Here is a 14,556-nt window from a genome sequence, read left to right as displayed (position 1 = left end):
TCTCGCCATCATTGGCTTGACCGGAAATCGATCGAAAACGATTGTACCTAGATGATGGCACTTAGACACCTTTTGACCGACTCTGGAAACCGCGACTATCGTCACGTGTGCATCCAAGCCTGAGCCGGTATCGTTAACCCGAGCGACCATCATCGAACAAGGGACAGCACCGGTGACATCATCCACTCCAGCCACCGCCCTCAGCACGCGAACCCACCTGATCGCCCTGGTGGTCGCCGTAACTTTCTTCATGGAGAACCTTGACGCCACGGTAATCGCCACCGCACTGCCGACCATGGCGACCGCCTTCGGGGTGACACCGGTCGACATGAACATCGGCATCACCGCCTATATCCTCGCCGTGGCGATCTTCATACCGCTGTCCAGTTGGGTCGCCGACCGCTTTGGTGCGCGCCGGGTATTCGCTGGCGCAATCATCGTCTTCACCCTCGCCTCACTGCTCTGCGGGCTGAGCCAAAGTATTGAGATGTTCGTGTTCGCCCGAATCCTGCAAGGCATCGGCGGCGCATTGATGGTGCCCGTGGGACGCTTGGCGGTGTTACGCAATACGGATAAGAAAGACCTGGTGAAAATGATCGCGATCATTACCTGGCCGGGCCTGGTCGCACCGATTTTAGGACCGTTGGCCGGCGGGTTGATCGTGACGCATGCATCGTGGCCATGGATCTTCTACGTGAATCTGCCGTTGGGTGCGTTGGCATTGGCCGCCGCACTGTGGTTGGTTCCGGAAGGCCGTGAAGCCAGCGTGCGCACGTTCGATGCCAAGGGTTTTGTATTGCTGGCAGGCGCCTGTGTGGCGCTGCTGGGCGGGCTGGAATGGCTGGGCAACCAAACCGGTGAACGCCTTATCCCAGGCGCCATGCTGGTCGCGGCAGGCATCGCGCTGGCGGTGTGGGCCGTGCACCATTGCTGCCATTCCAGGGATCCGTTATTGCCGCTGGAGACCCTGTCCATCCATACATTTCGCGTGAGCATCTATGGCGGGTCGCTGTTTCGCCTGGCCATCAGCGCCCTGCCGTTCCTGCTGCCGCTGCTGTTTCAAGTCGCCTTTGGTTTATCCCCGGTGGATGCAGGCTTGCTGGTGCTGGCGGTATTCGCTGGCAACTTGGCGATGAAGCCGTTTACCACGGCCATCATGCGCCGCTATGGGTTTCGCCAAGTCTTGCTGGTAAATGGGGTGATCGGCGTGATGTCGATAGCCGCTTGCGCGTTTTTCACGACGCAGACCCCATTTGCACTGATCGTGGCAGTGTTGTTTGCGGGAGGGCTGTCCCGCTCCATGCAGTTCACCTGCTACAACTCGATCGGCTTCGCGGATGTGCCCAAGCCGCGCATGAGTGAGGCGTCGGCGCTGTTCAGCATGTCATTCCAGCTGGCCATGGGGATGGGCGTAACGGTGGCGGCGCTGCTGCTACGGGCATCCATGACCCTGCAGGGGCATGAGATGCAGGCACAGGTCGGGGATTTTCGCGTGGCGTTCGTCGGCGTGGCGCTGCTGGGAGCGTGGGCGCTGGTAGATGTATATCGCTTGAGGGTGGGAGCGGGAGAAAGTGTGTTGAATCGACAGTGAAGGCTGCGACTCAACACACTGTTGCCAGTATCAGGCGGTGGTACTGACCATCGAACCCGACGTGCTGTTGCCCTCATCGGTGACCGCCTGCAACAGCGCGGAAGTCACTGTCTGCAACGCCGCCGCAGTGCCGGCGATCTGCATCTGCGCCGCCGCTACTGCCGCCGCTTTGGCTTCTGCATTCTGGTTGCTGGACTGAGCTTTCTGCAAGGCTTGCTGCTGCGCTTGAAGCTGCTTTTGCAACTGCTCGATCTGCTTCTTCAATTCTTTGACGGTATCGGACTCCTTCGAGATCGAGGAGGCTTGGCCACCGCCACCGCCACTTACACCTGCCGCACCATTGGAATCAGCGTGCATGTTGACGGTCATGCCGCCTGCGCTGCTTGTACTTTCCTTGGTCGCGGCAGACGTCGAGCTGACAGTGCTTGGGGTGCTTGCTACGGAGGCGGTAGTGCTGATGTTGATAAGCATGCCAAGTGTCCGAGAGTAAGAGATTTGCGATCTCTATCGGCCTGGGTGTCGATTACTTTAGGCGGGGGTGGGAAGGTTTTCGGGTAGTAATAAATCGCACGAACAAAAAAGGGCCCACCTTTCGATGAGCCCTTCCAGACCGCCCAGCAGAGCGGATTTTGTTTGGTAGGCGCGATTGGACTCGAACCAACGACCCCCACCATGTCAAGAGCCACCATGCCAGGCGCCAGGCCACGTAGCCTATAGCCCTAAGAGAACGCCCATTCACATTATGAGGCGTCAATCATGGCTAACATTCGCTCCCTTCCCTCTGGCAACTGGAACGCTCAGGTTCGGTTGAGAGGAAGCCCCCCGCAGTCTAAAACATTCCCCACTCAAGCATTGGCCCAGGCATGGGCAGATCAGCTAGAGGCTGTTACCAAGACGCATCAGACGCACACCCTGTACACCCTTGGCATGACCTATTGCGAAACCATGCTCAAGGGCAAGGGTAGCTATGACCACGCAATCAAGATTGTTGACCAGCTCTTTGCTGCCTTCCCTCAGTCAATCCATGACATCACCCCTCAGCTAGTCAATGACTTCAAGCTGAAGCGTCTACAAACGGTCAAGCCTGCGACCTGTCGCATACAGCTAGCGTTCATGTCTCGTTTCTTCAGGTTCGCTAAGCGTGGCCTGCTCATAGACATACACAACCCCGTAAGTGACATAGCCCTACCCAAGCCAGACAAGTCGAGCGACAAGGTAATCAGTGCTGGCGAGCTTAGACAGTTGCTCAACAACCTCTCCCCCACCATGGCCCTAATCGTGGAACTAGCCTATGAGACAGCGATGAGACGCTCAGAAATACTCAAGCTCACAACCCAATGCCTTCACCTGGATGAGCGTATTGCGGATGTAGTGGATGGTAAGAACGGCACTAGGTCTGTGCCCTTGACCATGCGTGCCATAGAGCTACTGAAAGAAGCACAGCGGCTGGCTCTAGCAAACAAGGCACATAGGGGGAGACTGTTTATTGTGACGCCTCATGCAGTGTCACAGGCCGTTAGGCTGGCAAGGAACAAGGCAGGGCTTGACTGTAGCGTCAGGCTTCACCAGTTAAGACATACACGTATAACCAATGTAGCCAAGAAAGGATTCAACAACGCTCAGATAATGATTGTATCGGGACATAGGGATACTAGGTCCGTGGCTAGATACTCACATTTGAATGCGAAGGATGTACTTCACCTCATTGATTAAGCCACTTGTGAGCGCACAGGAACAACGATAGGCAATCGACTGCCACCCATATAGCCATGTAAGCCTGTAGCCCCTCATAGGGGCTTACAGTGGCAACGAGTAAAGGAATGGGTGTGCATGGGAGTTACGGATAGACATTATTTTCGAGAATCCGTGTAGAGTTTTCACTTAGATTTAAGTATATACGTATAGGAACTGAAATTATTTTCGCAATCGTTGTCCCCTTTTCCCTCAAAAACAAGTATATACGTAGAGGACTACAAATTATTTTAAAAAGCGCTGTCCTATTTTCTCTCAGAAACGAGTATAGATAGGTATAGAAAGCAATTTTCTAAACTATTTAAGTCACGCCTTGTAGACCTTTACCTCGAAAAACCAGTATAGCTTATACCAGCATAAAGATTGCTTCCTCACACTGCTTACACAGAGTCAGTAGGTTGCGGTCTTTTTTATTGCCTGGGCGATGAGCTTTCCAAAACAACACAGCTGAAGAGGAATCTAAAGAGAGGACAATAATGGAAATCGAAAAAATCATAGAAAGTAAAGCCATGAGCCTTAACACAACTGACCGAAAGCTCATGTACTTGATGATCAGAAATAATAGCAACGATGGCGCACGCTGGTGTGAAATTTCTCTCACAGAGTTTTCTTCAGCGACAGGCAAGTCACCTAGCGCATGCAGCAAAGTAATTCAATATCTAGTAAAGCATGAACTCATAGTCATCCGAAAGGTAAGACTTGGGTCTTCATATCGCAATCAATTTAAAACAATCCCGCTGGAGTATGACTAATGAACACAATAACCATGACAGAAATCAACGAACTCGCACGTCAGACAGGTAATACCTCAATGGCAGTCCTAACAGACCTTATCGAACGGGGCTATCAGCTAGTCGAAGAACCTCCCGCACCTAGAGGTAATCCATTGACTTCCTCTAAGGATGCGTTAGCACAGTGGAAGGCATCTAAGCAGAAGGTACGAGACGAGCTTTATAAAGCAGACCCTCTTGTTCGACAGCTTACTGACTTGGACACAGCATATAACTCATCCGCTCAGCAGGCCAAGCAAAGCATTGTCCAACGTGATGCGTTTGGAAATATTACAGGCACCACTAAATCCGTCCTCACTGGTGCAACCCAGAAAGAGCAAGCGGAACTGATGGCAGCCATTCGCGCAATGTATAATCAAGGAGAATAACCATGAAAGCAGTAGACCTAACACCAGCAGAAATTAAAGTGCTAGAACAACGTCGCTCAGCGCTAGGCGCTATCGACTGTAGCATTGAGCAAAAGAACAAACTCATCTCAGGCATTAGGGACTACAAAGGGAGTGAGTATGGTATGACTCAATATGGCTCATATCAGGTGCTGTCCGTTCATGGTAACAGCTCGCTCCCTGTAGAGCTTGAAGGAACCTTCACAGACGCTCGACATATTACCAGAACGATAGATAACTTAATCACAGAAGGGAAACTGATTGAACCCAAGTAACCCATGGGACATTTAAAAATATAAACATCTAGCCACACACATCTACCGCACCGACAACACAAGACAATTACAAAAACAACAATCGGAGCTACCTATTGATAAGAGTAGTTGACGCAATATGTGGGGCAGGAAAAACCACTTGGGTATTCGACCATATCCGCACAAACTCAGATAAGCGCTGGCTATTCGTATCTCCCTACCTTAGCGAAGTGGGTGACGGGAAAACCAAAGGGCGCATCCAACTAGAACTCCCCGCACTAGACTTCAAGGCTCCTGGTACGAGTTCACTTAGCAAGGCTTCACACCTCAAAAACCTTCTCACTGCCGGACACAATATTGCATGCACCCATGCGCTATTCGAGGACATTGATAAGGACACAGTACAAATCATCTATGAGAATGGCTACCACTTAATCATTGATGAAACGATGGACATGATTGAAGTCTGGAAAGAGTACCACCCTCAAGACATTACAGCACTCGCCGAGGCTGGCATGATTAACATTGCTGAAAGCGGCAAGGTAGAATGGAATCACATAAAGTATCCAAACTATAAAGGCCGTGACCTTTCAGTGAAGAACAAATGCGATATAGGCTCTCTATGGTTATATGGAGATAGTATCTTCATTGCTCGAACACCTCCTTGCGTCATTGATGCTGCCAAGACCGCTACCATTCTAACCTACCTTTTTGAGGGTAGCTTAATGGCTGCATGGCTGAAAGTTAACAAGCTGAGCTACACGCCCTACTACCCAGAAGGACTACGCTCAGAGGAGGAGATCAAGCGCATTATCAAGTCCAAGCTCAGCATTATCAATACGCCCAAGAAGGTGCTAGAGATACAGAGAGATGACAGAGGTATGTATGCACCACATACATTCTCTTACTCATGGTTTGAAAATGCTGACAGTGAGTCACTGAAAGTTCTTGGTGCGAGCCTAGAGAATGCTAGACAGAAGAGTATGCCGAAGGGTGCATACTTCTGGACGGCACCAATAGGCTCCACACCGTACCAACAATTAAAGGTTATGACTCATAAGCGCTGGCAGACTGACCTAGATAATAAAGACGGCTCCAAACACAGGACATTCGTTCCTTGGAACACTAGAGCAACCAACGATTTTGCAGACAGGACCAATTGCATATACGCGTACAACGTCTACCCGAACGTCTCAATAGTTCAACATTATAAGACCTTGGACATTGAGATTGACGCTGAGAAATATGCACTAGGCTACATGCTTCAATTCATCTTCAGAGGGTCGATAAGAACTCACAACCCTATGAGCATCTTGGTTGCTAGTGAGCGAATGAAAACCATGCTAGAAAACTGGCTAGAAATTTAGTGACAAGAAAAGCTCATTTCTTTGTCACCAAATCGCTAAACCCCCTTGTATTACGTGGCCTGTAGAGGGGCTCCCCTAAAGATATAGATATACCATAGATCAACGGCGTCAATACTGAGATCATTTTCTCTTAAAGACCTTTAAGGGTTTTTGATCTTTTAAAGCATACAAGACTACCAATCTTATGCTTAGAAGCAAAAGCAACGTCGGCATAGCCGACAAAGAGCACGCATTAAAAGATAAAATCAAAAGCAGAGCACCTACCAATGTATCGCTCTTGATCCTTTCTTTATGCGTATGCCACTCCGTGGCGTGCTTTTGCTTTTGCCTCTGTCACGCAGTGACGTTAAGACAACTTACCCAGGACAACACAATGTCAGACAATGATAATATTAGAATACCTGATCTAACCTCTTTCGTAATTCATAGCATCACCATACGAAGGGGTTTAGCCAAAGAGATTATTGCTAAGCGTGAGGACCACCAAGCGCTGTATGACATCTCATATAATCATGGCCTCTCTCTTCAAGCAGTAGGCTATCTATCAAGATGTTCACTAGAGGAAATTGAGAGAGCGCCCGCTACTCATCAACTCTAACAACCATAATTAAAAACAGAGACAAGTAATGAACCTAACAGATAAAGACAAGACAGAATACATTGAGACAAACTCACATTGCGCACTAGCTAAGCGTTTAGGCGTCAGCATGATTACGCTTGACACTTACGCAGAAGAACAAGGATGGAAAGAGGAACACCGTATCTATTGGCATGACAAATCAATTGAGATATTGAAACAGGAGCTAGTCAATGGAAATATTGCTGCCGTTAAGGAGATGTTAAAGGTAACTGGTGGCGTAAGACCTGTAGGACGCCCACGCAAATTAGAGGTTGAGCGTGAAATTGCTATCGACAAACGCATTCAGGAAGAATACGACGCAGATATTCGACGAATGAAGCTCGTAGACAGCAAACCAAGATAATTATTTATTAAGACGAGATGAGTGCATTGATCATAGAAGCTAGCGTTCAATTTAAAACAGTGGGCACTGGACATAGCAAGGGCAGGTAGAGCGTGATGCTCAGATTCTAGGCTTACCTAGATGCCCCTCAGGGGTGCTCAATGCGTTACCACACTGGCCGTTCTTCATAGGGGCTAACGCCCTCTACGCCTGATAGTTCAGCTACCAGTCACCTGCCCTCCTAACCACGCCAGAAGGGGTGAGCGTTCCACGTCTGAGCGTGGCTACTCCCATCGCTTATAGTCTCGATGCGACCGACTGTGCGTTCCTGATAGAACTACACCATTGAAGGTTCGCCCTACCGCTACTTACACATTCGCGCCCCTCAAAGTCAGGGACATACAGTTCAGCTTACGCAAGGCCCGTTTGCACAGCTACTGATATACGCCGTGCAGTGAGTAGCGTCAAGCCCTAGCCTCGCCGAACTTGGCAGGTCATCGCAGCCAATGCACGCGTCGTATCATCGTCGGATTTTGCTTGGGTCACATAGCCAGCCACGCAGTCACGAAAAGGCATGCTGATAGCGTATGAGAGAATCAAAGCGGAGCATACAATTGAAGCTGCAATCCATCTCATAACTCACCCTTCTATCGAGGCAATCAAGCGCTTGGATTTTTCTTCATATTATTAAGCATTTTCTCATTAACTTTCATGCGTGTCTCAAGCTGTCTATCAGAAAGCTTTCTCTTGCTCATCGTATCAATTGAAAATTTATACTCCCACTCATTTATCCAGCCTCTTGTATATGCATGAGTAATCGCTTCAAAATTTAGCGACTTACTCTCATCCTTTCGAACACGTTTCACTGCCTGAAAAATCAGATCTGAGGGTAAGCCAATAAATTTTTTAACACAGCAGTTCCCTACCGTAGCCATGCTTCGATTTTTCTTGTTTTGAAGTACACAGACTTCTTTAATCGGATAATGACCGCACAAGCAAGTCTCAAATTCATCCGCCTCATAAATATTGTGAAGCGCCCATTCACGCTTAGCTTCATCCCATGAGGTGGATTGAGATAGCGCGAGTATCTCTCTCGTCAAATTGTACTCAGACATTGCTTCCCCTCGCACATAGCGTATTGACACTATAGCAGCGGGAGAGACGTATAGAATTTTTCCTAGAAATTCATTAGCGACATTGCATATATAAGCACCCCACCCCACACCCCCTGCCCCACCCCTAGAGAGACGCCCCCGCCAGCCCTACAGCAGCACACAGAGCGTGCAGGATTCACCACAGAGCGTAGGGTGTTGAGCGTGGCCGACAGGCGTACCCGCCTCACAGCAGGCACGTAGCTCAGTTGGTTAGAAGCCTGCCCTTGCGAGGCACGAGCAACGGGCAAGGGAGTGAGCTTGCGAACGTACCACCACCTAGACAAGATAGTGAACGAGCCATGCATATCAATGGGTTAGGTAGAGTCGTTCACAAATCTGAGTGTGAACAGAGGCAGGCATGAATCCACGTTCACATTGCCTTGTGTGAACGAAGCCTATAATTTGTGAACGTTTTCTTAGGCAAAGAAAAAGGGGAACCCTTTCGGATTCCCCTTCACACCGCCCAGCAGAGCGGATTTTGTTTGGTAGGCGCGATTGGACTCGAACCAACGACCCCCACCATGTCAAGGTGGTGCTCTAACCAACTGAGCTACGTGCCTGCTGTGAGGCGGCATTCTACGGAATTCCGAAGGGGTGTCAACATCTTTTTTGCAGCTAACCCTATGAATATGCGAATTATTTATTTGCAGTCGGTGCACCGCACTTTTTTGGGTGGCTGGCAGGCAATTTTCAACTCAGGTAGGATCGGGGCACTCGTAAAAAATATAAAACAGAGGTTCCAGGATGGCGAACACCCCCTACCCCCAGTCGTATTACGCCGCTTCCGCAAATGCCGTTCCGCCGCGCCCAATGTTGCAAGGCGACGTTGAAACCGATGTGTGCGTGATTGGTGCCGGATATACCGGCCTGTCCAGCGCGCTGTTTCTGCTGGAGAACGGTTTTCGCGTGACGGTACTGGAAGCCGCCAAGGTGGGCTTTGGCGCATCGGGCCGCAATGGCGGGCAGATCGTCAACAGCTACAGCCGCGACATTGACGTGATCGAGCGCAGCGTCGGCCCCCAGCAGGCACAGTTGCTGGGGCAGATGGCGTTCGAGGGCGGCAGGATCATTCGCGAGCGGGTCGCCAAATACCAGATCCAATGCGATCTGAAGGACGGTGGCGTATTCGCAGCACTCAACAGCAAGCACATGGGCCACCTGGAGTCGCAGAAACGCTTGTGGGAGCGCTACGGCCATACACAGCTGGAGCTGCTGGACGAGCGTCGTATTCGCGAGGTAGTGGCCTGTGACAACTATGTCGGCGGACTGCTGGACATGAGTGGCGGCCACATCCATCCACTCAACCTGGCGCTGGGTGAAGCCGCAGCCGTGGAGTCCCTGGGCGGTACGATCTACGAACAATCGGCGGCAGTACGCATCGAGCGTGGCGCCAACCCGGTGGTCCACACCGCCGAAGGCAAGGTCAGGGCCAAGTTCATCATCGTCGCGGGCAATGCATACCTGGGTAACCTGGTACCGGAGTTGGCGGCCAAGTCGATGCCCTGTGGCACTCAGGTGATCACGACGGCGCCACTCGGGGACGAACTGGCCAAGACCCTCCTGCCGCAGGATTACTGCGTAGAGGACTGCAACTACCTGCTCGACTACTATCGCCTCACCAGCGACAAGCGCCTGATCTTCGGCGGCGGCGTGGTGTATGGCGCGCGCGACCCGGCGAACATCGAAGCAATCATCCGCCCGAAAATGCTCAAGGCCTTCCCGCAACTCAAGGATGTGAAGATCGACTACGCCTGGACCGGCAATTTCCTGCTGACTCTGTCGCGCTTGCCGCAGGTCGGTCGCCTGGGCGACAACATCTACTACTCACAGGGCTGCAGCGGCCATGGCGTGACGTACACCCACCTGGCGGGCAAGGTGCTGGCGGAAGCGCTGAGGGGCCAGGCAGAGCGTTTTGATGCGTTTGCCGACCTGCCGCACTACCCATTCCCGGGCGGGCAACTGTTGCGCACGCCGTTTGCGGCACTGGGGGCTTGGTATTACGGGCTGCGAGATAAGCTTGGCTTCTGACAAATCAATGGGAGCCGGTTCGCCGGCTCCCGCAGAAATTGCCAAATCGCAGACACAAAAAACCCCGGTCTTTCGACCAGGGTCTTTGCTATCGGATCAAAGTAGCCAGTGGCTTTCTTTGTGCTTCAAGGCGTTCAGTGGGCCTTGATGCAGATATGGCGCAGCGGACGGGACTCGAACCCGCGACCCCCGGCGTGACAGGCCGGTATTCTAACCGACTGAACTACCGCTGCGTATCGCTTGACCGGGTGAGTAAACCACCTCAACCGTCTTTAAACATCTGATCAAGCAGCCTTGGCTGTTCAATCTCAAGCCCGATAAATCGAACCTGGAAAATATGGCGCAGCGGACGGGACTCGAACCCGCGACCCCCGGCGTGACAGGCCGGTATTCTAACCGACTGAACTACCGCTGCGCGTCGGTGCAACCTTTAACGTTGCGTCTTACCCGAAGGCAAAACTCTCAAGAAGTGGTGGGTGATGACGGGATCGAACCGCCGACCCTCTGCTTGTAAGGCAGATGCTCTCCCAGCTGAGCTAATCACCCTTTGCTTCGTTGAGGCCGCGAAATTTACGCAGGTAGCGGACCTAAGTCAATAGCAGGATTGAGTTTTTTTCAAAAACAGCTTCGAATTGCAAGCTGCAAGCTACAAGTCGAAAGCCACCAAAATCCGCTTTAACTTGCAGCTCATCGCTTGAAGCTGCTCTTCACTGCTCATAGACCATCTTCTTGCTCATGCCACCGTCCACCACAAACTCTTGCCCGGTGACAAACCCGGCGTGGCGCGACAGCAACCACGCCACCATCGCCGCCACGTCCTCCACCGTCCCCACCCTGCCCGCCGGGTGCTGGGCATGATCGGCATCGGTCAAAGGCTCGGCACGCCGCGCCGCAGGATCGCGGGCATCGATCCAGCCAGGACTGACCGCATTCACCCGCACCTCCGGCCCGAGACTCATCGCCAAGGCATGCGTCAGCGCCAACAGACCGCCCTTGCTCGCGGCATAGGCCTCGCTATCCGGCTCCGACTGGCGAGCCCGGGTCGACGCCAGGTTGACAATGGCCCCGCCGTGGGCGCGCAGGTAAGGCGCACAGTGCTTGGCCAGCAACATCGCCCCACTGAGGTTAACGGCCAGCACGCGGTTCCAGTAAGCCAGATCAAGGCTTTCCAGGGTGATATTGTGCGGGTCGGCCACCGCAGCGTTACAGACCAATGCGTCCAGGCGACCGAATTGCCCCAGGACTTCGGCAACCCCCTGGGCCACCTGTTTCTCATCAGCCACATCCATGGTGATAAACCAGGCGTTGTCGCCCAGCACCTTGGACACTTTGGAACCGCGCTCGCGGTCCAGGTCAGTCAAGACCACCTGCCAGCCTTCGCAGATCAGCCACGCGGCAATTCCGAGGCCAATGCCCCGCGCCGCTCCCGTCACCAGGGCGACGCGCCCATTACCGGCCGCTGCAGCCTCCAGGGACCACTCGATCACAAGGCAGCCAGCCCGCGAGCCAGGTCAGCTTGCAGGTCAGCGACATCTTCCAGGCCGACCGCGATGCGGATCAGGCTGTCCCGGATACCGGCCGCCTCACGCTCTTGCGGCGCCAGGCGTCCGTGGGACGTAGTGCTCGGATGGGTAATGGTGGTCTTGCTGTCACCCAGGTTGGCCGTGATGGAGATCAGGCGCGTCGCATCGATAAAGCGCCACGCGCCCTCTTTGCCGCCCTTCACTTCGAAACTCACCACCGCGCCGAAGCCACGCTGCTGGCGCTGGGCCAATGCGTGTTGCGGATGGCTCTTGAGGCCGGCGTAATGCACTTTCTCGATACCGTCCTGCTGCTCCAGCCACTCGGCCAGGGCCTGAGCGTTGGCGCAATGGGCTTTCATACGCAGGCTGAGGGTTTCCAGGCCCTTGAGGAAGATCCAGGCGTTGAACGGGCTCAAGGTTGGGCCGGCAGTGCGCAAAAAGCCCACCACTTCCTTCATCTGCTCGCCGCGACCAGCAACAACGCCGCCCATGCAACGGCCCTGGCCGTCGATAAACTTGGTAGCCGAGTGCACCACGATGTCCGCGCCCAGCTTCAGCGGCTGCTGCAAGGCAGGCGTGCAGAAACAGTTGTCGACCACCAGCATCGCGCCTTTGGCGTGTGCCACTTCGGACAACGCGGCGATATCCACCAACTCGGCCAACGGATTGGACGGCGACTCGACGAACAGCAGCTTGGTGTTGGACTTGATTGCCGCATCCCAGCCGGACAGATCCGCCAGGGGCACGTAATCCACCTCAATACCGAAACGCTTGAAATACTTCTCGAACAGGCTGATGGTCGAACCAAACACGCTGCGCGACACCAGCACGTGGTCACCGGCACTGCACAGGCTCATTACCACCGCCAGGATCGCCGCCATGCCGGTGGCCGTTGCTACCGCCTGTTCTGCGCCTTCCAGCGCCGCGATGCGCTCTTCGAACGCGCGCACAGTCGGGTTGGTGTAGCGGGAATAAACGTTACCCGGCACTTCGCCAGCAAAGCGCGCGGCGGCGTCGGCCGCCGTGCGGAACACGTAGCTGGAGGTAAAGAACATCGGGTCACCGTGCTCACCTTCCGGGGTGCGGTGCTGGCCGGCGCGCACAGCCAGGGTATCGAAAGCTACGCCATCGAGGTCGCTGTCCAACCGACCGGCATCCCATTCCTGACTCATGCTGCGACTCCTTACTCAATTCTTTATTTAAGATACAAAACCGGCCCCTCAGGGCCGGTGTCTACTCAGTTGTTGTACAGATCGATGATCGCGCTGACCGCCTGGGTCTTGATCTTCGACGAGTCGTTACGCGCCTGCTCGATCTTGTTCAGGTAGGCCTCGTCGACGTCACCGGTCACGTACTTGCCGTCGAACACGGCGCAGTCGAACTGCTCGATCTTGATCTTGCCACCGCCGACCGCTTCGATCAGGTCCGGCAGGTCCTGGTAGATCAGCCAATCGGCGCCGATCAGGTCGGCCACGTCCTGGGTCGTGCGGTTGTGGGCGATCAGTTCGTGGGCGCTCGGCATGTCGATACCGTACACGTTCGGGTAACGCACGGCAGGCGCTGCGGAACAGAAATACACGTTCTTCGCACCGGCTTCACGGGCCATCTGGATAATTTGCTTGCAGGTGGTGCCGCGCACGATGGAATCGTCCACCAGCATCACGTTCTTGCCACGGAATTCCAGTTCGATGGCGTTGAGTTTCTGGCGCACCGACTTCTTGCGCGCAGCCTGGCCAGGCATGATGAAGGTACGACCGATGTAACGGTTCTTCACGAAGCCTTCGCGGAACTTGACGCCCAAGTGGTTGGCTAACTCCAGCGCAGCGGTACGGCTGGTGTCCGGGATCGGGATCACCACGTCGATATCGTGCTCGGGACGCTCGCGCAGGATCTTGTCGGCCAGCTTCTCACCCATGCGCAGGCGCGCCTTGTACACCGAAACGCCATCGATGATCGAATCCGGACGCGCCAGGTAGACGTGTTCGAAGATGCACGGGGTGAGTTTCGGCGCTACGGCGCACTGACGGGTGTGCAACTTGCCGTCTTCGGTGATGTACACCGCTTCGCCCGGCGCGAGGTCGCGGATCAGGGTAAAGCCCAGCACGTCCAGGGACACGCTTTCGGACGCGATCATGTACTCGACGCCTTCGTCGGTGTGACGCTGGCCGAACACGATCGGGCGAATACCGTGCGGGTCACGGAAGCCGACGATGCCGTAGCCGGTGATCATCGCAACGACGGCATAACCGCCGACGCAACGGTTGTGCACGTCAATCACGGCGGCGAACACGTCTTCTTCGGTCGGCTGCAGCTTGCCGCGCTGGGCCAGCTCGTGGGCGAACACGTTGAGCAGCACTTCCGAGTCGGAGTTGGTGTTGACGTGGCGCAGGTCAGATTCGTAAATCTCCTTGGCCAGTTGTTCAACGTTGGTCAGGTTGCCGTTGTGCGCCAAGGTAATGCCGTAAGGCGAGTTGACGTAGAACGGCTGAGCTTCGGCCGACGTCGAGCTGCCGGCGGTCGGGTAACGCACATGGCCAATGCCCATGTGCCCGACGAGGCGCTGCATATGACGCTGATGGAACACGTCACGTACCAACCCGTTGTCCTTGCGCAGGAATAACCGGCCGTCGTGGCTGGTTACAATACCGGCAGCGTCCTGGCCGCGGTGCTGGAGGACGGTTAGCGCGTCATACAGCGCCTGATTGACGTTCGACTTACCGACGATACCGACGATGCCACACATGCGAC

At 54.0% G+C, this 14,556-nt stretch carries 12 protein-coding genes and 4 tRNA genes; 7 read left to right on the top strand and 9 right to left on the bottom strand.

Features of this window, described 5'->3' with window-relative positions; all coding sequences use genetic code 11:
* The first annotated feature begins 172 nt into the window (after window positions 1-172).
* The gene (locus FIV39_RS12600) at window positions 173-1,591 is read left to right on the top strand and encodes an MFS transporter (RefSeq protein WP_261384789.1); all 1,419 of its coding nucleotides are present in this window, start codon (window positions 173-175) and stop codon (window positions 1,589-1,591) included.
* 30 nt (window positions 1,592-1,621) lie between these two features.
* On the opposite strand, the gene FIV39_RS12595 is transcribed toward FIV39_RS12600, so the two are convergent.
* Window positions 1,622-2,062, bottom strand: a complete 441-nt coding sequence (locus FIV39_RS12595) for a hypothetical protein (RefSeq protein WP_090406619.1) — start codon at window positions 2,060-2,062, stop codon at window positions 1,622-1,624.
* 285 nt (window positions 2,063-2,347) lie between these two features.
* Between FIV39_RS12595 and FIV39_RS12585 the strand changes: the two genes are divergently transcribed.
* From FIV39_RS12585 to FIV39_RS12565, 5 genes are all read left to right on the top strand, one after another.
* Window positions 2,348-3,304 (top strand): tyrosine-type recombinase/integrase, encoded by a 957-nt coding sequence (locus FIV39_RS12585; protein WP_090406622.1) that lies wholly within the window; start codon window positions 2,348-2,350, stop codon window positions 3,302-3,304.
* Window positions 3,305-4,094: 790 nt separating this feature from the next.
* A complete protein-coding gene (locus tag FIV39_RS12580) occupies window positions 4,095-4,502 on the top strand; it encodes a hypothetical protein (RefSeq protein WP_090406627.1) in 408 nt (135 codons plus the stop codon).
* Window positions 4,503-4,504: 2 nt separating this feature from the next.
* Window positions 4,505-4,795, top strand: coding sequence for a hypothetical protein (locus FIV39_RS12575; protein ID WP_090406630.1), 291 nt, complete (start codon window positions 4,505-4,507; stop codon window positions 4,793-4,795).
* 95 nt (window positions 4,796-4,890) lie between these two features.
* On the top strand, window positions 4,891-6,141 hold the full coding sequence (locus FIV39_RS12570; RefSeq protein WP_090406634.1) for a hypothetical protein: 1,251 nt from the start codon (window positions 4,891-4,893) through the stop codon (window positions 6,139-6,141).
* 626 nt (window positions 6,142-6,767) lie between these two features.
* Entirely contained in the window at window positions 6,768-7,124 is a 357-nt protein-coding gene (locus FIV39_RS12565) for a hypothetical protein (protein ID WP_090406637.1), read from the top strand.
* Window positions 7,125-7,762: 638 nt separating this feature from the next.
* On the opposite strand, the gene FIV39_RS12560 is transcribed toward FIV39_RS12565, so the two are convergent.
* On the bottom strand, window positions 7,763-8,218 hold the full coding sequence (locus FIV39_RS12560; protein ID WP_090406640.1) for a hypothetical protein: 456 nt from the start codon (window positions 8,216-8,218) through the stop codon (window positions 7,763-7,765).
* Window positions 8,219-8,740: 522 nt separating this feature from the next.
* Window positions 8,741-8,817, bottom strand: a tRNA-Val gene (locus FIV39_RS12555).
* 184 nt (window positions 8,818-9,001) lie between these two features.
* Here FIV39_RS12555 and FIV39_RS12550 point away from each other — a divergent pair.
* Window positions 9,002-10,285: an NAD(P)/FAD-dependent oxidoreductase gene (locus tag FIV39_RS12550; protein WP_053128857.1), complete on the top strand. Its 1,284-nt coding sequence runs from the start codon at window positions 9,002-9,004 to the stop codon at window positions 10,283-10,285.
* A gap of 156 nt (window positions 10,286-10,441) precedes the next feature.
* Here the strand turns inward: FIV39_RS12550 and FIV39_RS12545 are convergent.
* The 6 genes from FIV39_RS12545 to purF form a co-directional block, all read right to left on the bottom strand.
* Window positions 10,442-10,518: transfer RNA gene (locus tag FIV39_RS12545), tRNA-Asp, on the bottom strand.
* A gap of 105 nt (window positions 10,519-10,623) precedes the next feature.
* Window positions 10,624-10,700 (bottom strand) — tRNA-Asp (locus FIV39_RS12540).
* A 55-nt stretch (window positions 10,701-10,755) separates the two neighbouring features.
* Window positions 10,756-10,831, bottom strand: a tRNA-Val gene (locus FIV39_RS12535).
* Window positions 10,832-10,992: 161 nt separating this feature from the next.
* Window positions 10,993-11,757 carry an SDR family oxidoreductase gene (locus FIV39_RS12530; RefSeq protein WP_090410080.1) on the bottom strand — a complete coding sequence of 255 codons (765 nt, stop codon included), beginning with the start codon at window positions 11,755-11,757 and terminating at the stop codon, window positions 10,993-10,995.
* 11 nt (window positions 11,758-11,768) lie between these two features.
* Window positions 11,769-12,980, bottom strand: a complete 1,212-nt coding sequence (locus tag FIV39_RS12525) for an O-succinylhomoserine sulfhydrylase (protein WP_090406643.1) — start codon at window positions 12,978-12,980, stop codon at window positions 11,769-11,771.
* Between the two features lie 65 nt (window positions 12,981-13,045).
* Window positions 13,046-14,551 carry an amidophosphoribosyltransferase gene (purF, locus tag FIV39_RS12520; RefSeq protein WP_090406646.1) on the bottom strand — a complete coding sequence of 502 codons (1,506 nt, stop codon included), beginning with the start codon at window positions 14,549-14,551 and terminating at the stop codon, window positions 13,046-13,048.
* Window positions 14,552-14,556 lie beyond the last annotated feature (5 nt).

The organism is Pseudomonas grimontii, from assembly GCF_007858185.1.
Taxonomy (GTDB): domain Bacteria; phylum Pseudomonadota; class Gammaproteobacteria; order Pseudomonadales; family Pseudomonadaceae; genus Aquipseudomonas; species Aquipseudomonas grimontii.
This window is presented reverse-complemented; position numbering and strand designations above follow the sequence as displayed.

Bases quoted from the DNA above. Each gene is read 5' to 3' on its own strand.
- FIV39_RS12595 (WP_090406619.1), bottom strand. From the start codon at position 2,062: ATGCTTATCAACATCAGCACTACCGCCTCCGTAGCAAGCACCCCAAGC.
- FIV39_RS12585 (WP_090406622.1), top strand. From the start codon at position 2,348: ATGGCTAACATTCGCTCCCTTCCCTCTGGCAACTGGAACGCTCAGGTT.
- FIV39_RS12580 (WP_090406627.1), top strand. From the start codon at position 4,095: ATGAACACAATAACCATGACAGAAATCAACGAACTCGCACGTCAGACA.
- FIV39_RS12575 (WP_090406630.1), top strand. From the start codon at position 4,505: ATGAAAGCAGTAGACCTAACACCAGCAGAAATTAAAGTGCTAGAACAA.
- FIV39_RS12565 (WP_090406637.1), top strand. From the start codon at position 6,768: ATGAACCTAACAGATAAAGACAAGACAGAATACATTGAGACAAACTCA.
- FIV39_RS12560 (WP_090406640.1), bottom strand. From the start codon at position 8,218: ATGTCTGAGTACAATTTGACGAGAGAGATACTCGCGCTATCTCAATCC.
- FIV39_RS12550 (WP_053128857.1), top strand. From the start codon at position 9,002: ATGGCGAACACCCCCTACCCCCAGTCGTATTACGCCGCTTCCGCAAAT.
- FIV39_RS12525 (WP_090406643.1), bottom strand. From the start codon at position 12,980: ATGAGTCAGGAATGGGATGCCGGTCGGTTGGACAGCGACCTCGATGGC.
- purF (WP_090406646.1), bottom strand. From the start codon at position 14,551: ATGTGTGGCATCGTCGGTATCGTCGGTAAGTCGAACGTCAATCAGGCG.